Annotated in this window: 24 protein-coding genes and 2 riboswitches; of the genes, 22 read left to right on the forward strand and 2 right to left on the reverse strand. The window is 47.0% G+C overall.

Features of this window, described 5'->3' with window-relative positions; genetic code table 11:
- The 3 genes from BUB85_RS21440 to BUB85_RS07480 all read left to right on the forward strand — a co-directional run.
- A partial coding sequence (locus BUB85_RS21440) for a hypothetical protein (RefSeq protein WP_073107784.1) occupies nt 1-834 on the forward strand: 834 nt, incomplete at its 5' end.
- Between the two features lie 42 nt (nt 835-876).
- Nucleotides 877-1,629 carry a cyclase family protein gene (locus BUB85_RS07475; protein ID WP_200803555.1) on the forward strand — a complete coding sequence of 251 codons (753 nt, stop codon included), beginning with the start codon at nt 877-879 and terminating at the stop codon, nt 1,627-1,629.
- Between the two features lie 74 nt (nt 1,630-1,703).
- Entirely contained in the window at nt 1,704-2,528 is an 825-nt protein-coding gene (locus tag BUB85_RS07480; RefSeq protein ID WP_073107790.1) for a MerR family transcriptional regulator, read from the forward strand.
- 122 nt (nt 2,529-2,650) lie between these two features.
- On the opposite strand, the gene BUB85_RS07485 is transcribed toward BUB85_RS07480, so the two are convergent.
- Complete coding sequence (locus BUB85_RS07485; protein WP_073107793.1) at nt 2,651-3,064, reverse strand: potassium channel family protein; 414 nt, start codon at nt 3,062-3,064, stop codon at nt 2,651-2,653.
- Nucleotides 3,065-3,572: 508 nt separating this feature from the next.
- Between BUB85_RS07485 and BUB85_RS07490 the strand changes: the two genes are divergently transcribed.
- Nucleotides 3,573-4,106, forward strand: a complete 534-nt coding sequence (locus BUB85_RS07490; RefSeq protein ID WP_207648933.1) for a SufBD protein — start codon at nt 3,573-3,575, stop codon at nt 4,104-4,106.
- Nucleotides 4,107-4,211: 105 nt separating this feature from the next.
- Here BUB85_RS07490 and BUB85_RS07495 read toward each other — a convergent pair whose 3' ends face one another.
- Nucleotides 4,212-4,490, reverse strand: coding sequence for a type II toxin-antitoxin system HicB family antitoxin (locus BUB85_RS07495; protein ID WP_073107799.1), 279 nt, complete (start codon nt 4,488-4,490; stop codon nt 4,212-4,214).
- 318 nt (nt 4,491-4,808) lie between these two features.
- On the opposite strand from BUB85_RS07495, the gene BUB85_RS07500 reads away from it, so the two are divergent.
- From BUB85_RS07500 to BUB85_RS07590, 18 genes are all read left to right on the forward strand, one after another.
- Nucleotides 4,809-5,795 carry a helix-turn-helix domain-containing protein gene (locus BUB85_RS07500; RefSeq protein ID WP_073107802.1) on the forward strand — a complete coding sequence of 329 codons (987 nt, stop codon included), beginning with the start codon at nt 4,809-4,811 and terminating at the stop codon, nt 5,793-5,795.
- Between the two features lie 40 nt (nt 5,796-5,835).
- Nucleotides 5,836-6,516: a response regulator transcription factor gene (locus BUB85_RS07505; protein ID WP_200803556.1), complete on the forward strand. Its 681-nt coding sequence runs from the start codon at nt 5,836-5,838 to the stop codon at nt 6,514-6,516.
- Nucleotides 6,513-7,499, forward strand: a complete 987-nt coding sequence (locus BUB85_RS07510; protein WP_073107804.1) for a sensor histidine kinase — start codon at nt 6,513-6,515, stop codon at nt 7,497-7,499. The genes BUB85_RS07505 and BUB85_RS07510 overlap by 4 nt, the downstream gene beginning before the upstream one ends.
- Before the next feature lie 114 nt (nt 7,500-7,613).
- Nucleotides 7,614-8,375 carry an ABC transporter ATP-binding protein gene (locus BUB85_RS07515; protein WP_073107808.1) on the forward strand — a complete coding sequence of 254 codons (762 nt, stop codon included), beginning with the start codon at nt 7,614-7,616 and terminating at the stop codon, nt 8,373-8,375.
- Entirely contained in the window at nt 8,372-10,288 is a 1,917-nt protein-coding gene (locus tag BUB85_RS07520) for an FtsX-like permease family protein (protein ID WP_073107811.1), read from the forward strand. The genes BUB85_RS07515 and BUB85_RS07520 overlap by 4 nt, the downstream gene beginning before the upstream one ends.
- Nucleotides 10,289-10,350: 62 nt before the next feature.
- Nucleotides 10,351-10,944 carry a TetR/AcrR family transcriptional regulator gene (locus BUB85_RS07525; protein WP_073107814.1) on the forward strand — a complete coding sequence of 198 codons (594 nt, stop codon included), beginning with the start codon at nt 10,351-10,353 and terminating at the stop codon, nt 10,942-10,944.
- A 151-nt stretch (nt 10,945-11,095) separates the two neighbouring features.
- Complete coding sequence (locus tag BUB85_RS07530) at nt 11,096-11,941, forward strand: ABC transporter ATP-binding protein (protein WP_073107817.1); 846 nt, start codon at nt 11,096-11,098, stop codon at nt 11,939-11,941.
- Entirely contained in the window at nt 11,938-12,618 is a 681-nt protein-coding gene (locus tag BUB85_RS07535) for a fluoroquinolone export ABC transporter permease subunit (protein WP_073107820.1), read from the forward strand. Before BUB85_RS07530 ends, BUB85_RS07535 begins: the two co-directional genes overlap by 4 nt.
- Nucleotides 12,615-13,376, forward strand: a complete 762-nt coding sequence (locus BUB85_RS07540) for an ABC transporter permease (protein WP_073107823.1) — start codon at nt 12,615-12,617, stop codon at nt 13,374-13,376. The genes BUB85_RS07535 and BUB85_RS07540 overlap by 4 nt, the downstream gene beginning before the upstream one ends.
- 148 nt (nt 13,377-13,524) lie before the next feature.
- Complete coding sequence (locus BUB85_RS07545; RefSeq protein WP_073107826.1) at nt 13,525-14,376, forward strand: MurR/RpiR family transcriptional regulator; 852 nt, start codon at nt 13,525-13,527, stop codon at nt 14,374-14,376.
- A 297-nt stretch (nt 14,377-14,673) separates the two neighbouring features.
- Nucleotides 14,674-16,611 carry a PTS fructose transporter subunit IIABC gene (locus BUB85_RS07555; protein WP_073107832.1) on the forward strand — a complete coding sequence of 646 codons (1,938 nt, stop codon included), beginning with the start codon at nt 14,674-14,676 and terminating at the stop codon, nt 16,609-16,611.
- A 48-nt stretch (nt 16,612-16,659) separates the two neighbouring features.
- Nucleotides 16,660-17,637 (forward strand): Gfo/Idh/MocA family protein, encoded by a 978-nt coding sequence (locus BUB85_RS07560; protein WP_073107835.1) that lies wholly within the window; start codon nt 16,660-16,662, stop codon nt 17,635-17,637.
- A 132-nt stretch (nt 17,638-17,769) separates the two neighbouring features.
- A riboswitch (glycine riboswitch) is annotated at nt 17,770-17,887 on the forward strand.
- A 3-nt stretch (nt 17,888-17,890) separates the two neighbouring features.
- A riboswitch (glycine riboswitch) is annotated at nt 17,891-17,980 on the forward strand.
- 136 nt (nt 17,981-18,116) lie between these two features.
- Nucleotides 18,117-19,367 (forward strand): serine hydroxymethyltransferase, encoded by a 1,251-nt coding sequence (locus BUB85_RS07565; protein WP_073107838.1) that lies wholly within the window; start codon nt 18,117-18,119, stop codon nt 19,365-19,367.
- Between the two features lie 59 nt (nt 19,368-19,426).
- Entirely contained in the window at nt 19,427-20,515 is a 1,089-nt protein-coding gene (gene gcvT, locus BUB85_RS07570; RefSeq protein ID WP_073107841.1) for a glycine cleavage system aminomethyltransferase GcvT, read from the forward strand.
- Between the two features lie 113 nt (nt 20,516-20,628).
- Nucleotides 20,629-21,009: a glycine cleavage system protein GcvH gene (gene gcvH, locus BUB85_RS07575; RefSeq protein ID WP_073107844.1), complete on the forward strand. Its 381-nt coding sequence runs from the start codon at nt 20,629-20,631 to the stop codon at nt 21,007-21,009.
- A gap of 28 nt (nt 21,010-21,037) precedes the next feature.
- Nucleotides 21,038-22,357, forward strand: coding sequence for an aminomethyl-transferring glycine dehydrogenase subunit GcvPA (gene gcvPA / locus BUB85_RS07580; protein ID WP_073107847.1), 1,320 nt, complete (start codon nt 21,038-21,040; stop codon nt 22,355-22,357).
- A 3-nt stretch (nt 22,358-22,360) separates the two neighbouring features.
- Nucleotides 22,361-23,785, forward strand: coding sequence for an aminomethyl-transferring glycine dehydrogenase subunit GcvPB (gcvPB, locus tag BUB85_RS07585; protein ID WP_073107850.1), 1,425 nt, complete (start codon nt 22,361-22,363; stop codon nt 23,783-23,785).
- A gap of 147 nt (nt 23,786-23,932) precedes the next feature.
- A complete protein-coding gene (locus BUB85_RS07590; protein ID WP_073107853.1) occupies nt 23,933-24,931 on the forward strand; it encodes a lipoate--protein ligase in 999 nt (332 codons plus the stop codon).
- The last annotated feature ends 80 nt before the right edge of the window (nt 24,932-25,011 follow it).

Below are 25,011 nucleotides of genomic sequence, written 5' to 3' on the forward strand. Positions count from 1 at the left end.
CTGGAGATCAACACACTGGAAAATGCAGTCTATCTTAACATGAAAAACGATCTATCCTTTGTGATTCATACAGAGCTGTCGCTTTATGAGCACCAGTCCACCTATAATCCAAATCTTCCGATCCGGGATCTGTTTTATGTTGCAAAGGTCTATCAGGGAATGACGAAAGACATGAATCTTTACGGCAGCCATCAGATTGAGATACCGACGCCAAGATTTATTGCTTTTTATAACGGGATTGAGAAGCAGCCGGAGCGGAAGGAACTGAGACTTTCAGATGCATTCAGAAGGCAGGGAGGGAAAAGCAAAGAAGAGAAGGCGGGAAGTATCAGCGAAAAGATACTTGATGCTGGGGCGGAGGCTGCAGATAATCGAGAGGAAAGTCTGGAATTAAAGGTCTTGATGATTAATATTAATCCCGGTTATAATGAAGAACTTATGAAAGGTTGTAAAACATTGCGGGAATACACGGCTTATGTGGATAAGGTTCGTACATATGAGAAGAGAATGAGTCTGGAGGACGCAGTAGAAAAAGCAATTGACGAGTGCATCAAAGAAAGCATATTGGAAGAGTTTCTGACGAAGTACAGAGCGGAGGCGAAAGACGTGAGTATATTTGAATATGATGAAGAAAAACATATGCAGCAGGAACGGGAAGAGTGGGAAAAGCGAGGAGAGGAACGGGGAGAAAAGCGAGGCAGAAAACAGGGGATCAGTAAAATCAATCAGCTGAATCAGATGCTGATTGAAAATCAGCGGCTGGATGATCTGCAGCGGGCAGCATGTGACGAGGAATATCAGATGAAATTACTGGAAGAGTATGGTCTGGACTAGCGGATACGGTAAATTTCGGACAGAGAAGAAAGAAGGATGAATATGTATAAGTTATGGGAGAGTCTCAAAAAAGCAAAAGATTACAAATGGGTGGATCTGACCCTGTCAATGAACAATGATAGTCCGTTTTGGTGTGGCATACCGGATGGGTCAGTTGAACTGGGTACGACATGCTATGACTGGGGGAATGAGATGTTGGATTGTCTCATTCAGACATTCAAATTTCCGGGACAGTTCGGGACGCATATCGATTTTCCGGGGCATTTTGTGAAAGAAGGAGACCTGTCGGAAAAGTACGGTGTAGAGAATCTAGTATTTCCTCTCTGTGTAATCAATATCACGGAACAAGTGCAGGGAGATATTCATTATGCAGTAACGGTGGAGGACATCAAAGCATACGAGAAAAAATACGGAACAATTCCAGAGGGGGCATTTGTTGCCCTGCGGACAGACTGGTCAAAGAAATGGCCGGATATGGATGCAATCTCAGGGACTGACGCAGATGGAAATGATAACTTCCCGGGATGGTCGATGGAGGCTGTGAAATTCCTGTATGAGGAAAGAAACATTGCTGCAAACGGGCATGAAACGTTGGATACGGACGCATCGGCAGAGGCACAAAAGGCGGGAGACCTCGCCTGTGAACGTTATATTTTATCAAAAGGAAAACTGCAGGTAGAGCTTCTGACGAATCTGGACAAGGTGGCAGAGGCAGGAGCAGTGATCATGGTAATGTATCCGCGTTTTGAGGGTGCAACGGGGCTTCCTGCAAGAGTGGTGGCGATCACGGAATAGAAATATAGAAAAAAGTACTTGACATTCCCCCTGACTGGAACGTGTAAAGTATGAATACGGAAGGAGGAAACGGAATGTATTCCATAGGTGAATTTTCCAAAATAGGAAGTGTATCAAGAAAAACGCTGCGCTATTACGATGAGATCGGATTGATGAGTCCGGCGTTCGTGAATCAGGAAAATCATTATCGGTATTATTCGGATGAACAGGTCTACAGGATACTGCTGATATCGGAACTGAAGTGTTATGATTTACGCCTGGAGCAGATCAAAGCAATTCTGGATAGTGAAGATGAACACCTTTTGGTACATTTTTTGGAACAACGTATTCAGGAACTGGATAATCAGATGCAGGAGAATATCCGGTTGAAGCAGTGCATCGAGAAAAAGGTGCAGCAGATTCAGTCAGGAGGAAAATTGATGGATAAGAATTTAGTATTAGAAGTAGGAGCAGAAGAGTATGCGCCGGTACTGGCCGTATGCAGGAAAGCAGTGATCGAGATTTCGCAGATCAGCAATGTGATCGGGAGTGTATATGAAGAAATCTACAAAAACGGATTGAAGCAAAATGGTCCGGTCATGACTTTTTACGCAGATGAAGAATTTCATCATGAGCATGCGAATGTAGAGGTGTGTATTCCGGTCGAGGACAGCCAGAGCGTGCAAAATTGTGAGAATGTGAAGCTGCTCGCTCCGGGAATGTGTGCAGTCTGTGTATATACCGGCCCATATTCAAAGCTTGGCGAGGCTTATGCGGCAGTGCTAAAATGGATAGACGAAAATCATTATGAGATCGCATCGGCGCCATTTGACTGTTATATAAATTCGCCGCAGGAAGTGAAAAGTCCGGAGGAGTTTGTCACAAAGGTATGTTTTCCGATTAAACAAAAGGAAAACTAATCATTTTTGAACTGTTCTGTTCTTAATAGTTTTGTTCTTGGGCATCTCCCCTTCTGGTGTGGAAAGTACCAGACAGGGGGATGCCTGTGTTGGCGAGAGGAAAAGCAGCACGGGCATCCTGATCAGCGAAATTTTCTCACCTTCTCTGAGATAGCAGCCAGTTCTTCTTTTGACAGCTCCGGCAGATGCTCCAGCTTGTCCATGAACATGGTCATAGTTTCTTTCTGCTGCATCTCCACGATCTGTCCGTAGAAGCTGACAACGACACCAGTTGCGATAGCGATGACAAATAGAGAGTAGATTGTCAGTAGGACAGAGCAGAACTTGCCGATAAAGGTGACGGCAACTACATCTCCGAACCCGGCGGTGGAGATGACGGCATAGCAGTACCACAGCGCGGTTCCATAGTGGTTGATATCGGGCTCAACAGCCTGGATGACAGCAGCCACAAGGAAGAGAAAAGCGACAAAGCCGAGGATGATGTGATCTGCTTTGGTTCGTTTCAATATGACAAATAGTATTCTTAGTTTTTTCATGACAGATACTCCTTATATTATGTAGTCCGCAGTGCCGTTCGATTCCGCGTTGCTGCATCTCACTCGCGGGCGTTCGCCCTATCAGCCGATGCCAGCAAGCATTTCCTTATGTGCGAGCACAACGTAAATGCTTGCCTGCATCTGCTGGCTTTATATCACGTAGTCCGCAGTGCCGTTCGATTGCGCGTTGCTCCATCTCACTCGCGGGCATTCGCCCTATCAGCAGATGCCAGCAAGCATTTCCTTATGTGCGAGCACAACGTAAACGCTTGCCGGCACCTGCTGGCACTGCTCATTGCTGTCGCGTACATTATACCATGAATGAAATGGTGTATCTAGTATAAGCGACATTAAATAACCTTACGTTTCACTTGCCTGAATTTCCGGATTCAGCATTCCAAAAGCCTCGGCGTAGCCTGCTACGCCTGCATTTTTAAAATACTGCCTTCGAAAATTTATTCTGCATAGTTTAGCTAAATCTGAACAATACAGCACACTAGGATATAAAATGTGTTCGGAAAAACGTATTTGGAATATAAGAAAAACGTATTTTGCTGTCTGGGAAGGATACAGCAGGAGGGAGCGGTATGCGGTCCGAAACATGGAAGAACTGGTTTCAGGCCTAACGGAGCATGACGATAAGCAGGCATACCGCAATCTGCAGGCACTTGTAAATGAAAGTAACTGTGGCCCCGATGTCTATGTTTATTTTCACCAGTTTGTGCAGATGATGTCGAATCCAAAATCTTATATCAGAACACGTGGGATAACGCTCATCGCGGCGAATGTCAAGTGGGACGAGGACAACCGGTTTGACGAGATCGTCGCTGAATATCTGCGGCATGTGGAAGATGACAAGCCAATAACCGCGCGGCAATGCATTCAGACTCTGCCGACGCTTATAAGATATAAGCCGTATCTGAAACCGGAGGTCGAGCACGCACTGCGCGGTATATCGTATGGAAAATATAAAGAAAGCATGCAGTCACTGATCCAGAGTGATGTTCAAAAAGTGCTGGAAAAGATAAAAAGCCCCGCCTGAAAAGCAGGCCAATAAAAAGCACAAAATCGATGAATGATTTTGTGCTTTGAGAAAGCTTATAAAAGATGGGGGCCAAGTGTGATACAAGGTTGAATACGATTGTATTTACTCGTCCCATCCGACATGGAAACGGATGTTGACCGATATGTTCCGCATGAACTCTCCGTCCTTTAAATCAAGATCGTGTTCGTCCGATACGTGGGGCAGATTGCCGTCCGGATCGTCCAACTCGAGTGAGATCCAGTCGCGTGCGGCATCATTTGCATTGTCGATGGCGTCATCTAAATCAGCGCCCTCCGCAAAACAGCTCTCCAGATCTGGGAAATATGCTTTGTAGCTGCCATCCACATCCTGGTGGAAAACAGCTGGATATATAAATTTCATGTGTAAGACTCCTTTCAAAATTTGCACGAAGGAAGGACCCGCCTGAGATGGGAAGAACCCTGGTGTCTGCGCAGAGATGCCACGAGCGAAGTTCGTTTTCATGCATCTGCTGAAGAATGAATCACGTATTAGTATACCCGAAAAGAAATGTTTCGTAAATATTTTTTGTGTATTTTAGAAAAAACAAGCCGGAAGGCCCATAAAATAAGGAATGCAACTGCCGGTTGACAAATTTCCAAGCGCTCTTGGTAGTGTGCAGCCACTCAAAAAGCTACGATGTGGTTGTAACGAGACAGTGGTTGTGAAAGGGATGAGCTTATGATTATCAGTGAAAAGATTATGGAATTAAGAAAACAAAATGGATGGTCGCAGGAAGAACTGGCATTTCAGCTTGGAATCTCCAGACAGTCTGTATCCAAGTGGGAATCGGGGGCATCGATACCGGATATGGAAAGGATTCTCAAGCTGAGTGAGATTTTTGGTGTCACCACGGACTATCTTCTGAAGGATGATTTGAAAAAAGAAGAAAGCTATGTTGTGGAACAGACCGGGAGTGAAGAGACGTGCAGACGGGTCTCCATGGAAGAGGCCGATGCGTATATGGAACTGAGAACAAGCAGTACCAAAAAAACAGGACTTGCAGTTGCAGGATATGTGTTGTCACCGACAGTGCTGGTTTTCCTGATGGGGCTGCGTGAGGCAGGCATTCTTCGTATCAGTGAAGATGCGGCAGGAGGAATCGGAGTGGTGCTTCTGCTGATCGGAGTTGCCTGCTGCACCGCTTATTTTGTGATGCATGGGATGAAGCTGGAAGAATATGATTATCTGGAACGGGAGCAGTTTCAGCTAGCCTACGGTGTGGAGGCTGTGGTGAAAAAAAGAATGGCAGAGTACGAAGCCATTTACAGGGTCAGCAATATGGCGGGGGTATTTTTGTGTATTGTTGCAGCGGTTCCGCTTCTGATTGCCGCGACGTTGGACAGCACGGACAGCACGTACATCTTCTGTACGGCAGGACTGCTGGTGGTGATCGCTGTGGCGGTGTATCTCTTTGTATCTGTTGGAATGCAGAAAGAGTGCTATCAGATCCTTCTGCAGGAGGGGGATTATACCCTCGAGAAGAAGGCAGAGACTCGTGGCACCGAGCGGTTTTCAAGAATCTACTGGTGTCTGGTTACGGCGGTGTATCTGGGACTCAGCTTCTATACAAATGGCTGGGACAGGACGTGGATCATATGGCCCTGCGCGGGGGTTGCGTTTGCAGGAATCCGCGGAATCGTGTATGCTGTAAGTAAGAAGCAATGAATTAGGACAGACTGATGTGCAATACGAGAGGGATGCGGATATGAACGAAATGATTTGTGTTTTGATTGTGGAGGATGATGAGATCCTCGCAGGGGAGATAAAAGATTTTTTAGAAAAATGGGGATACCGGGCTGTGTGCGCTTCGGACTTTTCCAATGTGACAGCGGAGTTCACACGGTGCCATCCGCATCTGGTTCTGCTGGACATCAATCTCCCGTTTTACGACGGAATGTACTGGTGCCGCAAGCTGCGGGAGATTTCGGAGGCTCCTGTTATCTATATCAGCAGCCGGAACGATGATCGGGATAAGATCATGGCGATCGCGCAGGGCGGGGATGATTTTATCGAAAAACCGTTTCATCTGGAATTGATGAAGGCAAAGATAGAGGCCGTGATGCGGAGAGCTTATCAGTACAAGGTGAAGGATCGGGTCTATCTGAATCAGGACTTGTGCTTTGAATTTCAGACCTCATCACTGATCTATCGGAACCGGGAAGTCGAGCTGACCAAATCGGAGAAAAAGATACTCGCAAGGCTGGTGGAGGAAAGACCAGAGGTCGTGACACGGGAGAATCTGATGCAGGTGTTGTGGAACACGGATGAATTTGTCTCTGACAGCACACTGACGACCGTGATCAGCCGGCTTCGGAGCAAACTGGACGCCGCCTGCGGCAGGGACGTGATTCAGACCAAGAAAGGACAGGGGTACTATATCGCATGAAGTATCTGAAAAGACATAAAACATATCTTTGTGTGACCTTGATCTGCTGTATTGCCTATAATCTTTATTTCATCTTTCTGGTTCCGGGTGTGAAAAGCGGATACCTGGTCTATCTGGATGTCCTCTTACTTGTAGGAGGACTCATTTTTGTGTGTCTGGATATTGCCCGCTATTACAGGTGGGAGAGAAAAAAGGCGGACTTTCTGTCGGCACAGAGTATCGCGGACTGTGAGCTGGGAAACTTTGAAAATCAGGATATTGTGGTTCATGATCAGGAGATTATGGCGGAACAGCTTAGGGAACAGTTTGACGCCAATTGCAATCTGGAGGATTATATTGCCATGTGGTGCCATGAGGTGAAAATTCCCCTGGCATCGACACTTCTCATGGCGGAGAGAATCGAGGATCCGAAACTGAGAAAATCGATGCAGGTACAGCTGGAGAAGATGAATCAGCAGCTTAGGCAGGCCCTGCTGGGCTGTAAAGTGCAGAGCAGTGTCTTCGACCTTCAGATCAAACCGGTAAAACTTATGGACTGTGTCAGAACCTCGCTTCAGAACAATCAGTTCTTTCTTCTGCAAAGCCGGTTCGAGATGGACATTCAGGTACAGGGAGAGACCGTTTATACGGATCCATCGTGGCTGGTCTACGTACTGGATCAGCTGATCAGTAATGCAGTCAAGTATGCAAAAGCGTCGCCGGTTCTGAAAATCCGGGCGAACCAGACAGAAGAAAGGGTACGCCTGTTTGTGGAGGATAACGGCGAAGGGATCGCACAGCAGGATATCCGGCGTATTTTTGAAAAAGGATTCACCGGCAGCAATCATCACAATGGCAGATACAAGTCGACGGGAATGGGACTTTATATGGCATCGGTGATTTTGCAAAAGCTTGGAGTCGGGATTGTGGTGGAGAGCGAACTGGGAGAGTATACGCGGTTTACGCTGGAATTTCGCGACAATCATGAGCACTTTCTGATATAGGAGGGGGTTCTAACCTTACAAAAAATGTAACATAAGTCTCGGCTTTGTAAGGATAATGAGAGGATTTTTCAGACATTCTTTTCTATAATGATCAGCATAAGGAGGTTTTAGATTATGAATGAAAAGAAAGTAGTAGAAATCAGACATTTAATAAAAGATTATGGGACAAAGGGCTTCCAGACAAGAGTCTTAAAGGGAATCGACCTGGAAATTTTCCAGAATGACTTTATTGCCATCATGGGTCCGAGTGGTTCGGGCAAGACGACACTTCTGAATATCCTCTCCTCGATCGATAAGCCGACGCAGGGGGCGGTCATGCTGGACGGCAAGGATATTACAAAGGTATCGAATCAGGAGCTGTCGAGACTTCGCAGGGATAAGATCGGATTCATATTTCAGGATTATAACCTGCTGGATACCATGACGCTGCAGGATAACATCGCGCTGCCACTGTCCCTGAACGGCGTTCCAGCCAGGGAGTGCATCCAAAAGGCGCAGAAGCTGGCCTGGATGTTCGGACTGGAAGAGCATTTGCAGAAATATCCGTACCAGCTCTCTGGTGGACAGAAGCAGAGAGGGGCGACCAGCAGGGCACTGATCACGAATCCAGAGATCATTTTTGCGGATGAGCCGACAGGCGCACTGGACTCAAAGTCAAGCCGTGATCTGCTGGAGCGTCTGAGAACAGTCAATGACCAGAAAAAGGCGACGATTCTGATGGTTACACACGATGCATTCTGTGCATCCTATGCAAAGGATGTCTTTATCCTGAGCGATGGAATGATTCAGTGCAGGCTGAGCAAAGGGAAAGACCGGAAGGAGTTTTACGACCGGATTATCGATATGCAGGCGTCTATGGGAGGTGACTTCTCATGAGTATGGTGAAGCTGGCGGTACAGAATTTTAAAAGCAGCTTTCGAAACTATTTGTCACTGATCCTCTCCATGGCATTTACAATCCTCATTTTTTTGAATTTTCAGTACATTGTTTTTTCGGATGCATTTGCGATGCTGGGAGAACAAAATAAAGATTATATTGACATCGTGGTCAATGCAATTCTTATTGTACTGGGATGCTTTATGTTCTTTTTTATCTGGTATTCTACCAATGTGTTTCTGACAAGACGGAAAAAAGAGATTGGGATTTATGTTTTTATGGGGCTTTCCAATCAGAGAATCGGAAAGCTCTATATGATGGAATGTCTGATGACGGGAATCCTTGCGATGATCCTTGGAGTGGGATTCGGTGTGCTGGTAACACAGCTGTTCCAGATGATTCTTCTGGCAATCTCGGATATTTCTGTGGAGATACGTTTCCATTTTGAGCCGGAACCGATCCTGATAACCATCGCCGTATACCTCATCATGTATGGAATTTTTGTGATAAAGGGATATGTCAGTATCGTGCGAAGCAGCGTACTGGAGATGGTTTCTGCAAATCGGCAGAATGAGTATGTGAGACAGAAGGGATGGCTTCTGATCGGAAAGGCGGTTGTGGGAATAATCGTGCTGGGTGCAGGGTACTATCTGGCAGTCAAAGACGGCGGTCAGGAAGTGATGGGAAATGTTCTTATTGCGGTAGTTCTGGTCATCATCGGTGTGTATCTGCTCTTTGGCGGATTTATACCGTTTGTCTTTCAAAAGCTGGAGAAGAATAAGAAATTTTTGTATCAGAAGCAGAGAACTCTGTGGGTGAGCAACGTCATTTTCCGTATGAAGAAAAACTATCGTTCTTATGCCATGACCAGTGTACTGATGCTTTGTTCTGTCACTGCTCTGGCGACGGGATTTGCCATGAAGATGCGTTATGACAATATTGTACATTTTCGGAACACCTATACGTACCAGATTGTCAGCGTACGGCAGGGGATTGGCGAGGAGATCGCGGATCTGATCAAAAAGGATAATCAGATTGATTACAGCAATGAGATTCCGATGCTGCAGCTGGATCCGTCTCTTTATCACGCACATTATGAAGGGGAACAGTACGTTCTGCTGTCTTATTCGGAGGTGGCACAGGCGGCAGAAGATGCCGGGCTTGCATTTGAAATGGAGGAGCCGGCGGCGGATGAACTGATTGAGGCCGGTAATGTTCCGCTGATTTCCATCATTACAGAGGAGAGCGGGATTACGATCACGCTCGATGGAAAAGAGTTCAGGCAGACGGACGATGTCGAGGTTCCTTATCTTGGCTATCTGCAGGAGTCAATGTCGTTTTACATCGTAAATGATCAGGTTTACAGAGAATTTCAGTCGAAGGGGCAGCAGCTTTATACCTACAATTATCGGATTGACGACATTTACAATTATGAGGCTTCTATGGATGAACTGGACACGATTGTGAGCAATACTCCGGACAGTCAAACAGGACGCATAGCAATAGATCCAAGGAATCCGGAGGAGGAATGGATCAAGATTCTGTATTCGGTCGGTGTCTTTATGTTCCTTGTGTTTACACTTGCCAGTGGAAGTATCCTCTTTATGAAACTCTATAATGATGCGTTTGAGGAAAGAGAAAGATACGGGGTGCTCAGAAAGCTCGGATTCAGTCAGAAAACAATTGAAAAGTCAATTTCCAGGGAACTTCTTATGACCTACGCGCTGCCGTTTCTTGTTATGGCACTATCCAGCTTCTTTTCCGTGCATGCGCTCGGAAAGATGACACATACATCGCTTTTGACGGTCAATGTGGTGAGCGTCGGGGTGACTCTGGTGATTTTCCTGATCTGTTATCTGTGTTCGATACTGGTATACCGGAAAAATGTCTTCTTATCAGGAATTTCGCGTTGACATTTGATTTCAGTGAGGTATACTGACTATATAAACAAAAATAGTCAAAAAGGAGAAAACATTTGCCAAAGTGTTATTCAGAACAGGAAAGAGAATATATCAAAAACCGTCTGAGGGAAGAGGCAGCCAAGTGTCTGGGGCAGTATGGGATCCGGCGCACAACGGTGGATGAGCTCGTGAAGCGCGTGAAGATTCCCAAGGGAACTTTTTACTTGTTTTATCAGTCGAAGGAACTGCTGTTATTTGAGGTGATTCTGAAATTTCATGACCAGATTGAGACGGAATTATATCAGGCATTTGCGCAGATCTGCGAAGAGAACTTCCATGCGGAGAAGGTGACCGATATCATATTTGGTTTTTTCAAAAAAGCTTCGGAATCGCCGATACTGAGGATGCTGGATTCCGATGAGGTCCAGCTGCTTGCACGGAAACTTCCGCCCGAGGTCCTGCAAAATCATCTGGAATACGATGAGGATATGGTGGAGCGGGTGTTCTCGCTGCTGCCAGTCAGGACTGATGTAGATCAGGAAGTATTCAGTGCTGCATTTCGCGGAATCTATTTTGCGACACTGCACAGAGATGAGATGGGAGCAGAGCATTTTGACGAGGCGCTGCGGCTGCTGGTAAACGGGCTGGTGCTGCAGATGATGCAGTAGAAGCAGAAGAGAGTAAGGGAAATAGACAGTATGACAGAAGTGAGTCCGGCAAAGTTTGTCGGACTTAAAACAAAGCCAAGTTTGACTATATAGTGAAAAGCAGTCAAATGGTTTTCTCGCAGAATCATTATCGGAAAAAAAGGAGGATATCATGATAACCGTACAGAACTTAAATTTCAGCTATACCGGCAGACCATTTATACAGGATATGAACTTCCATGTCTCGCAGGGGGAGGTATTCGGATTTCTCGGACCCTCCGGGGCCGGAAAAAGTACGCTCCAAAAGATTCTGACCGGAATGCTGCCGGGGGATCAGGGGCAGGTGCTGGTCAACGGCGCAGAGTGTAAACAGCACAAAAAGGATTTCTATGAAAACATCGGAGTAGACTTTGAATTTTCCACCATGTATGAAAAGCTGACGGCAAGGGAAAACCTGCGCTTCTTTTCTTCATTGTATGAGAAGAAACCACGTCCGGCAGATGAACTGCTGAAAAAAATGGGACTTCTGCAGGATGCGGACAAAAGGGTCTCCGATTATTCAAAGGGGATGAAAGCACGGCTCAACTTTATCAAGGCACTTCTGCACGACCCGGCACTCCTGTTTCTCGATGAACCCACAAGCGGTTTGGATCCCACCAATAACCGTCTGATGAAGGATATGATTCTGGAGGAGAAGGAGCGGGGGAAGACGATCCTGCTCACCACCCACAACATGCAGGATGCCACAGAGCTCTGCGACCGGGTGGCATTTATTGTGGGCGGACAGATCATGGCGTTGGACAGTCCTCACAATCTGATTATGTCACAGGGGGCAGCATCGGTGACCTATTGTTGGCAGGAGGCAGGAGAACAGTCGTCGTCCTGTGCTCTGGACAGAATCTCTGAGGATGAAAAACTGAAAGCATTGATCAAAGAAAACAGGCTGGTATCGATTCACAGCAGCGAACCGACGCTGAATGACATTTTCATAGATATTACAGGGAGGACACTGGTATGAGGCTCAAAAAATTGATAGCAGGCGATATAAAATTTCAGATAAAATACGGGTTTTACTTCCTGTACGCAGTTCTGACCATCCTCTATAGCGCGGTGCTCCTTTCCCTCCCGCAGCAGTGGAGAGACCGCATTGCGACACTGCTGATTTTTTCAGATCCCGCAGCTATGGGGATGTTTTTTATGGGAGCCATCGTGCTGCTGGAGAAAAGCCAGAGAGTGCTGTGCACACTGGCTGTCTCGCCGGTCAGACCCGCGGAATACATCCTTTCAAAGCTGCTATCAATCGGAAGCATTTCCGTTATCGCTGCAGTTGTGATTGCTGCTGCTATCGGGAAGAAACATATAGGATTGCTGGTGGTGGGAACCGTGGTGACGAGCGTGGTCTTTACGCTTCTGGGAATGATCGTGGCAGCAAAAATTACGAGTCTGAATCAGTTCATCCTCTGGACGGTTCCCTTTGAGCTTATCGGGTTCGGACCGGCGGCACTCTACCTGTTTCAGGTGGATTTTCTGGGCTTTTCGTATTATCCGGCAAACATCTGTATCGATCTGGTGGCAGGACAGGTACCGGGAATGCAAAAGCTTGCGGTGGTCGGCGTATTAATCCTGATTTTGTTTCGGACAGCCTGTAAAAGTGTCTCAAAAATGTTCAGCGAACTGGGAGGTGCAAAGCTATGAAAGCGATTTGCAGTAGTTTCAGGCAGATGATTCTGTTCCTGAAAAATGATATGATGCTTGCCGTTGCATGTGGTGCCCCGGTTTTGATAGGTATCGCATTTCGATTTGGGATTCCGCTGCTGGAGCGGATTCTGACCGGCCACTTTGGCATGGAAGAGATCCTGACGCAGTATTATCCGGTGTTCGATCTGTTTCTGGCATGTATCACGCCTGTTTTCTACTGTTTTGTGGCAGCGATGGTGATGCTGGAGGAGCGGGATGACCACATCATGACAGCACTGCATGCCACACCATTAGGGCAGACCGGATACTTCATCTCACGGCTGGGGCTGCCGGGAGTTTTCTCTTTTCTGATCACAGAGATCATGACTGCCGTTTTTTCGCTCACCGCACTGTCAGCTGTCACACAGCTTTTGCTGGCGCTGGATGGAGCGGCCCAGGGCGTGATGTTTTCCCTGCTGGTCGTCACATTGTCCTCAAATAAGCTGGAGGGAATGGCGGTGACAAAACTGACCTCGCTTATAATCCTCGGGGCGGTGGTTCCATGGTTCGTCCCGGAGCGGGTGCAATTTGTGTTCTGGCTGCTGCCATCCTTCTGGATGGGGAAAATGGTCTGGGGGCAGGAACATCTCCTGGTGCTGCCATCGTTGATTCTGGCGGTTCTGTGGATCTATGTGCTTCTGCGCAGGAGTGCGAGACGGGGATGCAACCGAAGAGGGAGAACAGACAACGGATGTTTAAAGAAGTGGGCGGCATAAAGAATGCCTGTAAATTTGCGAAAGAAAAGTGGAAATGAAAATAGTGTAGAATAAAAGGGAATATTATTTTGAAATCTGTAAAAGATGGTAAATAATAAAAGACTGTGTTATGATAGCTGTGAAAATAATTTTCGCGGAGGGAACAGCTATGGAACGTCAACAGAATGTATTGGACCAAATCTGCATCATGTACGATTCTTTTTTTGAACAGGAGAAAAAAATTGCATCGTATATCATGCAGAATCATAAAGAAGTAGTGAATATGACGATTGGAGAACTGGCAAAAGAAAGCGGAACCAGCGTTGCGACGATATCCCGCTTTTGCAAAAAGTGCAACGTGGATGGATTTCACCATCTTAAAATCAGTCTCGCAAAGGAAATCGTAGAATCAAATGATGATGTGAAAGTATCAAATGATATCAGCAGAGGAGACATCGAGCAGTCGCTGCAGAATATTCTGGCCAATAAGACAGAAGAAATAAAGCAGACGATCTCTATGATTAACTGCAGCGAGCTGGACCAGATATTAGATATCATACAGATTGCAAATCTGGTGCAGCTGGTGGCGGTCGGGAATACCATTCCGGTTGCGCTTGATGGAGCATTTAAATTCAATGAGATCGGGATCAAGGCGGTGTCCGGCACTATTTGGGAGACTCAGCTTGCATTTGCTCTGACCTTAAAAAAGGGTGATGTGATGATTTTGATCTCCAATTCCGGAGAATCGAAGCGGGTCTGCATGATGGCAGAGGAGGCAAAGAAGAATGGGGTGATTACGATCGGTATCACAAACAATCCCAATTCTACTCTGGGTGAAATCGTTGACTTCCACATCAAGACCGCAACAAGGGAAAAGCTGTTTTTAAATGAATTTTGCTTTTCGAGGGTGTCAGCGATGACCGTGATGGAGATCTTTTATTTGTTTCTGACGGTAGGACAGAAGAAAAGTTATGAACATTTGAGTTATTGTGAAAATCTTATGGCTGATGAAAAATTATGATGAAATAACAAATTCGAATGACTATATAGAAGGCGCCCGCTGTTTCAATTATCCGAAAAAATGACCAAAAAAGAGAGTTTGTTTCGCGGAGACGGACTCTCTTTTTGTGCGCTATTAACAAAGACAATGTATGAAAATGATTTTCGCGGAAATCGTATTGACAAAAAGATATTTCACGGTATAATTACTTATGAAAATAATTATTGCAAAATGAAAGGAAACGAAAACCGTTACTCGTCAGTCCGAGACAAATTTATCGGTCATGGAAAAAGATGAGAAGAAGGAGAGAGGTTGAATATGAGAATCAGTGATTTATTGAATCAAGAAGCAATTGATCTGAATGCAAAAGTATCTTCGAAGATGGATGCCATCAGCCATTTAGTGGATCTGATGGACAGAAGTGGCAGTCTCAGCGACAAAGAGGCATATCGACAGGGCGTCCTGGCAAGAGAACAAGAGGGAAGCACAGGAATTGGAGAAGGAATTGCAATCCCGCATGCTAAAGTTGCAGCGGTGAAAAAACCGGCATTGGCGTCTATGCGTGTCAATCAAGGAGTGGATTATGATGCCCTGGACGGTGAGCCAGCAAAATTATTCTTCATGATTGCCGCACCGGAAGGCGGAGCCAATGTGCATCTGGAAGCGTTGGCGAGATTGTCGAAGATGCTTATGGACGATCAGTTTCGTGAGGATCTAATGCAGGCGGACAGTGTGAGTGGATTTCTGGGAATCATCGACCGGAAAGAGGCAGAGCTGGATGCAGAGGTGCAGAAAAAAGAGTCCGGGAAATCGTCCGGAGAGATGACTGTGGACCAGCAGGGATATCCGGTATTAGCAATTACTGCCTGCCCAACGGGAATTGCACATACCTATATGGCAGCGGAAAGTCTGGAGAAAAAGGGACAGGAAATGGGCTGCCCGGTCAAAGTAGAAACACAAGGGGCAGAAGGTGCCAAAAATGTGCTGACGGCAGAAGAAATACGTCAGGCAGAGTGCATCATCATAGCCGCGGATAAAAATGTAGATCTGGCGAGATTCGATGGGAAACGTGTTATTGTGACGAAGGTTTCTGACGGAATTCATAAACCGGAGGAATTGATCGAAAAGGGGCTGCATGGTGAGGTGGAAATCTATCATCACATTGCCGGTGAAGAGACAGCGGAAGTAAAGGGAGAAGGTCTGGGACGTTCCATCTATAAGCATCTGATGAACGGAGTGTCCCATATGCTGCCGTTTGTTATCGGCGGAGGTATCCTGATCGCACTTGCATTTTTATTTGATGATTACAGCATCGATCCGTCAAACTTTGGAAAGAATACACCGCTGGCGGCTTATCTGAAGACTATTGGTGAATTTTCATTTGGAATGATGCTCCCGGTTCTGGCTGGATTTATCGCCATGAGCATTGCAGATAGACCGGGACTTGCGGTTGGTTTTATTGCCGGGATGGTTGCAAAAGCAGGCTGTACATTCGCAAACCCAGCCGGAGGAGATGTGAATTCGGGCTTTTTAGGAGCGCTTTTGGCAGGTTTTGTGGCAGGGTATCTCGTGCTTTTGCTGAAAAAGCTGACGGCGAAGATTCCGAGAGCAATGGATGGCGTGAGACCGATGATTATCTATCCTGTGGTGGGGATTTTGGCAGCGGCAGTCGTTACAACGTTTATCAATCCATTTATGGGCATCATCAATACGGCACTGACAAATGCACTTAACAGCTTGAATGGAACCAGCAAAATTCTGCTCGGTATGGTGACTGCCGGAATGCAGTCTACAGATATGGGTGGCCCAATAAACAAAGCGTCTTATGTATTTGCAACATCCCAGTTGTCAGAGGGCAACTTCGAGATTATGGCCGCAGTTATGGCTGGAGGAATGATTCCGCCGCTTGCCATTGCACTTTGCACTACATTTTTCAAGAATCGTTTTACAGAAAAAGAGAGACAGTCTGGTATGGTCAATTATTTGCTTGGGTTATCCTTTATTTCAGAAGGCGCCATTCCTTTTGCGGCAAGTGATCCGCTCAGAGTCATTCCATCCTGTATCGCGGGTTCTGCTATTGCCGGCGGATTGTCCATGGCGTTTGGATGTACGCTTCGTGCCCCTCACGGAGGAGTGTTTGTCATTCCTACGATAGGTCATCCATTTCTCTATATGGGAGCAATCCTGATCGGGTCTGTTGTGGGATGCGTTATTCTGGCAGTTTTGAAAAAGCCGCTGCAGAAAATGGGAAAATAAATTTACAGACAATCAAATAACTTTACAGAATATAACGGAGGTATCATTATGAAAGAATACAGATGGGCTACACTTGGTTGTGGCATTATCGCAAATCAACTGGCACAGGCGATGGAGGCGAAAGGAAGACGGCTTTATTCCGTGGCAAACAGAACACATGACAAGGCGGTTGATTTCGCAGACAAGTACGGAATCGAGAAGGTATATGACAAGATAGACGATGTGTTTGAGGATGAAGATGTAGATATTATTTACATCTCCACTCCGCATAACACGCACATCAATTATCTGAGAAAGGCACTGGCAGCAGGCAAACATGTGCTCTGTGAGAAATCCATCACACTGAATGACGAAGAACTCGGCGAGGCAGTGGCGCTGGCTGAGGAAAACCACGTCATTCTGGCGGAGGCGATGACCATCTTCCACATGCCGATTTATAAGAAATTAAATGAGATTATAGAGTCCGGCAGACTTGGCGCGCTGAGTCTGGTTCAAATGAACTTTGGAAGCTACAAAGAATACGATATGGAAAACCGTTTCTTCAATCGCAGTCTGGCGGGAGGGGCAATGCTGGATATCGGCGTGTACGCACTGTCGTTTGTCAGATGGTTCCTCTCTTCCAAGCCGGATCAGATCGTTTCCCAGGTGACCTATGCACCGACAGGGGTAGATGAAAAAGCCAGCATTCTGCTGAAAAACCCGGAGGAGGAGATGGCGACTGTGATCCTTTCGCTTCATGCGAAACAGCCGAAACGCGGCACGATCAGCTTTGAAAAAGGATACATTGAGATGTTTGAGTATCCCCGCGGGGAGAGTGCTGTCATTACGTATACGGAGGATGGCCATACAGAAGTCATCGAAGCCGGTGCGACAGCGGATGCCCTGCAGTACGAGGTGGAGGACATGGAGATGGCGGTGTCAGGAGAACGCGATGAGATGCATTTGGACTATACAGTCGATGTGATGGATATGATGTCGCAGATCCGCAGGGACTGGGGAATGAAATACCCGGAAGAGGAAAAGTAGAAAAACACCTGAAAAATGTGAACATATAATCTGACGGAGAGTGTGAAAAATAAAACAATTGCGTGAAAAAGAAATCAATTGTTGACAGAATACTGAATAGTCACGTATAATGACGTTAATTTCATACATCGGATGATGGGTTCGAGAGAGACCTTCTCTAAGTCAGTATACGCATGATAACAGAGTGAGGAGGCGCCGAAGGGGAAAGTGAACATTTGAAACTCTCAGGCAAAAGGATTGAATCCGGACGAAACTCTGGAGAACAGTAGTTTATGTACCGACGAAGTAACGGAACGAATGTGGCGACATTTGGTGAAGGAATCTTTCAGGTAAAAGGACAGAGACGAATATGGATATCGAGTCAATTGATATTTGTGTTTGTCTTTTTTTAATACCTGTTAAAAAAATGGCAAGAGTAAACAGATTGACCGGGAGGGAAATTCGATCGAGGATACACAAGAAAAAGGAGGAAGTAAAACATGGTAGAATCAGTAATGAATTTTGTCGGACAGTACGACGAAGAGGTAGGCAGTGCATTGAAGGCAGAGTGCAAAAGACAGCGCAGAAATCTGGAGCTCATCGCATCCGAGAACATTGTTTCAGAGGCGGTCATGATGGCAATCGGTACAGTACCGACAAACAAGTATGCGGAAGGGTATCCGGGGAAACGCTATTATGGCGGTTGTGAAGAGGTGGATGTGCTGGAGAATCTGGCAATCGAGAGAGCGAAGAAGCTGTTCGGATGTGACCACGTCTGTGTGCAGCCACACTCGGGAGCAAACGCGAACAATGCAGTATATCAGGCATTTTTGAAACCGGGAGACACTGTGCTCGGTCTGGATCTGGCAAACGGCGGACATCTGACACACGGTTCACCGGTGAATATGTCGGGGATTCTGTACAACTTTATTCCGTACAGTGTCAACGAGGAGGGTTACATAGACTACGAGGCGGTCAGAGCACTGGCGAAAGAGCATAAACCGAAGATGATCGTTGCGGGGGCAAGTGCATATCCGAGAGCAATCAGGTTCGATGTATTTGCGGACATCGCCAAAGAGGTAGGAGCATATCTCTTCGTGGATATGGCCCACATTGCAGGACTGGTTGCGGCAGGGCTTCACCAGAGTCCGGTACCGTACGCGGACGTCGTGACAACAACAACCCATAAGACGCTCAGAGGCCCACGAGGCGGGATGATCATGTGCAGGGAGGAATATGCAAAGGCGGTCAACAAGGCCATTTTCCCGGGAACACAGGGGGGACCGCTGATGAATGTAATCGCAGCCAAAGCAGTCAGCTTCGGTGAGGCTCTGAAACCGGAATTTAAGACCTATCAGGAGCAGGTGCTTAAAAATGCAAAAGCACTGGCAGAATCTCTGACAGCGGAAGGCTTTCAGCTGGTGAGCGGAGGAACCGATAACCACTTGATGCTGGTGGACCTGCAGAACATGGATGTGACCGGTAAAGAGATGCAGAGACGACTGGATGAGGTATATATCACCGTCAACAAGAACACCGTGCCGAACGACCCGCAGAGCCCATTTGTCACAAGTGGAATCCGAATAGGAACACCTGCGGTTACGACAAGAGGACTGAAAGAAGAGGACATGAAGGTAATTGGCCATCTCATCAAATTGACGGCGACAGAATTTGAGGAAAAGGCGGATGAAATCCGTGCTGCGGTAAATAAGATCTGTGCAAAATATCCGCTTTATGAGCAAACAAAGTAAAAAAGTAAGGGAACCCTATCAATAATAAATATCAAGTAACGAAAAAGAGGAGAAAAAGCATGGAATTAAAAACACCACTTTACGATGCACACGTTGCAGCAGGCGGGAAAATCGTCCCATTTGGAGGATATCTTCTCCCGGTGCAGTACACGACAGGCGTAATTAAGGAGCACATGGCAGTTCGTACACAGGCAGGACTGTTTGATGTGTCTCACATGGGCGAGGTTATGTGCGAGGGCGCGGATGCGCTGAAAAATCTTCAGATGCTTCTGACCAACGATTTCACGAATATGGTGGACGGCCAGGCACGGTACAGCCCGATGTGCAACGAAAATGGCGGAACCGTTGATGATTTGATCGTTTACAAGAAAAAAGATGACTGCTACTTTATTGTTGTGAATGCATCCAATAAGGACAAGGATTACCAGTGGATGCTGGATCACCAGTCCGGTGATGTGACATTTACAGATATTTCCGATTCCATGGGACAGATCGCACTGCAGGGACCGAAGGCGATGGAAATCCTCCGCAAGGTGACTTCCGAGGAAAGTATTCCGAAAAAATATTATCACGCGGTGTTCGATGCAGAGGTCGCAGGAATGAAGTGCATCGTATCCAAGACTGGGTATACCGGGGAAGACGGTGTGGAAATCTACATTGACAGCAAACAGGTTGAGAAAATGTGGAATGTCCTGCTGGAAAACGGAAAAGAAGAAGGTCTGATCCCATGTGGTCTGGGTGCGCGTGACACACTTCGTATGGAGGCATCTATGCCGCTTTACGGACATGAGATGGATGACGAGATCACACCGCTTGAGACCGGACTCGGATTCGCAGTGAAGATGGCGAAAGAGGACTTTATCGGCAAGAAAGCAATCGAAGAAAAAGGAGAACTGACAAGAAAGCGTGTGGGACTGAAGGTCGTGGGCCGCGGAATCATCCGAGAGCATGAGGATGTGTATGTGGGAGAGCAGATGGTTGGGCATACGACATCGGGAACCCACTGCCCATTTCTGGGGTATCCGATCGCCATGGCACTTCTTGATATTGCGTACACAGAGATCGGAACGCAGGTAGAGGTCGAGGTGCGGGGGCGGAAAGTGGCAGCAGAGATCGTTGCACTTCCATTCTACAAACGCAGTAAGTAAAAAACATAAAATGCAGTCAGGAATAAAGAAACAAAAAATGACATAAATTCAGTCAGAAAAGAAGTTGGAAAAAGAAAACAAAGATTGTGTCAGGAGAAAAGGAGAACAAAGTCATGAAATTAGGAGAAGGTCTGGTTTATTCAAAATCACACGAGTGGGTGAAATTCGAGGGAGATACCGCATGGGTAGGTCTGACAGATTACGCACAGTCAGAATTGGGAGATCTTGTTTACGTAAACCTCCCGGAGGCTGGAGATGAGATCGAGGTAGAGGAGACATTTGCAGACGTAGAATCTGTAAAGGCAGTGTCCGATGTATACTCACCGATCACAGGAACCGTGTGCGAGATCAATGAGGAACTGCTCGACAGCCCGGAGAAGATCAACGAAGATCCATACGGAGCATGGTTGGTAAAGGTAGAAAATGTTACGGCGAAGGAAGAGCTTCTGTCAGGGGAAGAGTACGAGGCATTTGTAGCAAGCGAGCAGGCATAGGAGAAATGTAAAATACGGGAGGTGTCATATGGGAAGTTATGTCCCTACAACAGAAAAAGAACGCCGGGAAATGCTGTCAGAGATAGGTTTTCAGAATATCAATGATCTTTTCAGCCATATTCCGGATGAGGTAAAGGTAAAAGACGGCCTGCAGATTCCTGAGGGAATGTCAGAGCTGGAGGTGCGCAGAAAAATACAGAAAATTGCAGGAAAAAACAAGGTCTTTTCTCAGGTATACCGGGGAGCGGGCGCATACAGACATTTTATTCCCGCAATTGTTAAGAGCGTGATTTCAAAAGAGAATCTGCTGACCGCTTACACCCCTTATCAGGCAGAGATCAGCCAGGGAATCCTGCAGTCCATTTTCGAGTATCAGACCATGATCTGTGATCTCACAGGAATGGATGTCTCCAACGCATGTGTGTACGATGGAGCGGAGGCAGCGGCGGAGAGTGTTGCCATGTGCAGAGAGAGAAAGCGCGCAAAAGCGTTCGTCTCAGCAGCGGTACCGCCGTATGTGATGGAAGCAATCAAAACGTATGTGTTCGGAAATGAGATGGAACTCGAGATCATTCCGGAGAAAGACGGCATTACGGATATCGCATATCTTCAGGAGCACATCGACAAGACAACAGCCTGCGTCTATATCCAGCAGCCAAACTACTACGGCAATCTGGAGGATGCGAGTGCACTGGAAACGGTGATACACGAGGCGGGTGCGAAGTATATTATGGGCGTGAACCCGACCGCTCTGGGTGTGATGAAAACACCGGGAGAGTACGGTGCGGACGTGGCGGTCGGCGAGGGCCAGCCGCTGGGACTGCCGCTCGCATTCGGCGGGCCGTATATCGGATTTATGGCAAGCGTGGATTCTATGATGCGCAAGCTGCCGGGCAGAATTGTCGGACAGACCAGTGACAGCAACGGAAAGACCGGTTACGTGCTGACCCTTCAGGCGAGAGAGCAGCATATCCGCCGGGAGAAAGCATCCAGCAACATCTGCTCCAACGAGGCACTCTGTGCGCTGGCAGTGGGAACCTACCTGTCAGCTATGGGAAGAGAGGGATTCCGCGAGGTGGCAGTGCAGTGCAGCTCCAAGGCACATTATCTGGCAGCAGAACTGGAAAAGATCGGTTATGAATTACAGAATAAAACAGAGTTCTTCCATGAGTTTGTGACGAACTCGAAAGCACCGGTTTTGAAGGTGATGGAGGCGCTGGAGGCACATGGCATTCTCGGAGGGCTGCCGCTTGCAGGCGACCGCGAGGGTCAGATCCTGTGGTGCGCGACCGAGATGAACAGCAAATCAGAAATCGATGAGATGATACAGATCTTGAAGGAGGTGTAGAGCATGCTGGTATTTGAAAAGAGTAAAGAAGGAAGAGGATTTAGTTCCCTGCCGGCCTGTGATGTGCCTGAGGTACTGCCGAAAGAGGAGTACAGAAGAGGTCTGGAACTGCATTTGCCTGAGATTTCGGAGAATGATCTCAGCAGACATTATACAGAGCTTGCCAAAAAATCATATGGTGTCAATGACGGATTTTATCCGCTGGGTTCCTGCACCATGAAATACAACCCGAAAATCAATGAAGACATGGCGGGACTGCCGCAGTTTACAGAAATTCATCCCCTGCAGCCGGAGAGCACCATACAGGGATGTCTGGAAGTGATTCAGAAAGCAGAAGAGTATCTCTGCGAGATCACGGGTATGAACCGCATGACCATGCAGCCGGCAGCAGGAGCGCACGGCGAGTTTACCGGGCTTCTCCTGATCAAGGCATATCATGAGAGCAGAGGGGATCACAAGCGGACGAAGATCATCGTTCCGGACTCTGCACATGGAACCAACCCTGCGAGTGCGACTATGGCCGGATATTCGGTTGTGAGCGTTCCATCCATGGAAGACGGATGTGTGGATCTGGAAAAACTGAGAGCAGTTGTGGGCGAGGACACGGCGGGACTGATGCTGACCAACCCGAATACAGTGGGACTGTTTGACAAAAACATACTGGAGATCACCGATATCATTCATGAGTGCGGCGGTGTGAACTACTACGACGGTGCGAACCTGAATGCCGTGATGGGAATCGTGAGACCGGGAGACATGGGATTCGATGTCATTCATCTGAACCTGCATAAGACCTTCTCCACACCGCACGGCGGTGGCGGCCCGGGAAGCGGCCCTGTGGGATGTAAAGAATTTCTTGCGGAATTTCTTCCGTCTGTGCTGGTCGAGGGAACAGAGAAGCTTACGCTCAAAAAACCGGAGCACAGCATCGGTGAGGTGAAGAGCTTTTACGGAAATTTCCTTGTGGTAGTACGTGCACTGACTTATCTGATGACGCTTGGCAAAGAAGGGATTCCGGAGGCGAGCCAGAACGCTGTGCTGAATGCAAATTATATGATGAACAAGCTGAAGGATATCTATCCGATGGCTTACGACGAAGTGTGCATGCATGAATTTGTCATGTCCATGGAGGAATTGAAGAAAGGGACAGGCGTTTCTGCACTGGATATTGCGAAAGGACTGGTGGACAACGGGATTCATCCGCCGACCATGTACTTCCCGCTGATCGTCCATGAGGCACTGATGGTAGAGCCGACGGAGACCGAGTCAAAAGAGACGATGGACAAAGCGATTAAAGTATTCAGAAAAATCTATAACTTTGCGATCACGGCACCGGATTCACTGCATCAGGCACCGGTAACGACACCAGTTACAAGACTGGACGAAGTAGAAGCGGCAAGAAATCCGGTTCTGCGATATCAGTTTTAATTATTTCTAATCATTTTTAATAATTATGAAGCTTTTGGGGAATCCTGACAGTATATGGGAAACTGCCGGGATTGCGCCCCAAGTGTAAAATAAAATCAGGCGGCAGAGCGGATTGCAGAGAACCGCTTTACACGAGAGGAAAAATGTATGATAGAGCGTATTACGTACATAGAGAGTGACCAGGTGGATCCATATTGGAATCTGGCAATCGAAGAACAGCTTCTGCTCAATTGCCGGGAGCAGGAGTGCATACTATATTTATGGCAGAATAAACAGACCGTTGTGATCGGACGCAATCAGAATGCATGGAAAGAATGTCTTACCCATCAGCTGGAGGCAGATGGCGGATATCTGGTTCGGAGGCTTTCCGGCGGCGGTGCTGTTTATCATGATCTCGGGAATCTGAACTTCACATTTCTGGTCCGCAGAGAGAATTATAATCTGGAAAAGCAGCTTCAGGTGATTCTGAGAGCGGTACAGATGCTCGGAATCTGTGCAGAAAAATCCGGGCGTAACGATATTCTTGTGGACGGGAAGAAGTTTTCCGGGAACGCATTTTATGAGACCGGGGATTATTGTTACCATCACGGTACGTTAATGGTGAACGTCGATGTGAATGAGCTCTCGAAATATCTGACAGTTTCAAAGGAAAAGCTGAAACTCAAGGGTGTGGATTCTGTCCGTTCACGGGTAGTAAATCTGCGAGAACTAAATCCGGAGATTACAATAGAGAGTTTGAAGGCTGCGCTGCTGAAAGCATTTGAAGAGATTTATGGGATGCAGGCAGAAACCCGCAGCGTGGAAGATCTGGATGGCATACCGCTTGAAAAATCAGTGCAGAAGTTCGTGTCCTGGAATTGGATATATGGCCGGAAGATGGAGTTTCATCAGGAATTATCCCACCAGTTCCCATGGGGAAATTTTACGATGCAGCTTCAGATAGACAAGGGAAGAATCAAGGATGTTATGGTCTTTTCAGATTCCATGAAACCGGATATGATAGAGAACATTCCAAAATATTTAAAAAACCATACGTATGATAACCGGGTGCTCCATTCAGAGCTGGGCCTTTTCTGGACCACAGATCCACAGGAGGAGGCAATGTTGGAGGACATCCGCGGCTGGGTGCGTACAGCAGAACTGTAAGATCACAGAGCAGAGCTGGGGAGCAGATGCGGAATAGATCTGCTCCGATTTGCACAATAATATTCAGAAGGGAATCAAAA

The organism is Hespellia stercorisuis DSM 15480, from assembly GCF_900142165.1.
In the GTDB taxonomy this organism is placed as follows: Bacteria; Bacillota; Clostridia; order Lachnospirales; family Lachnospiraceae; genus Hespellia; species Hespellia stercorisuis.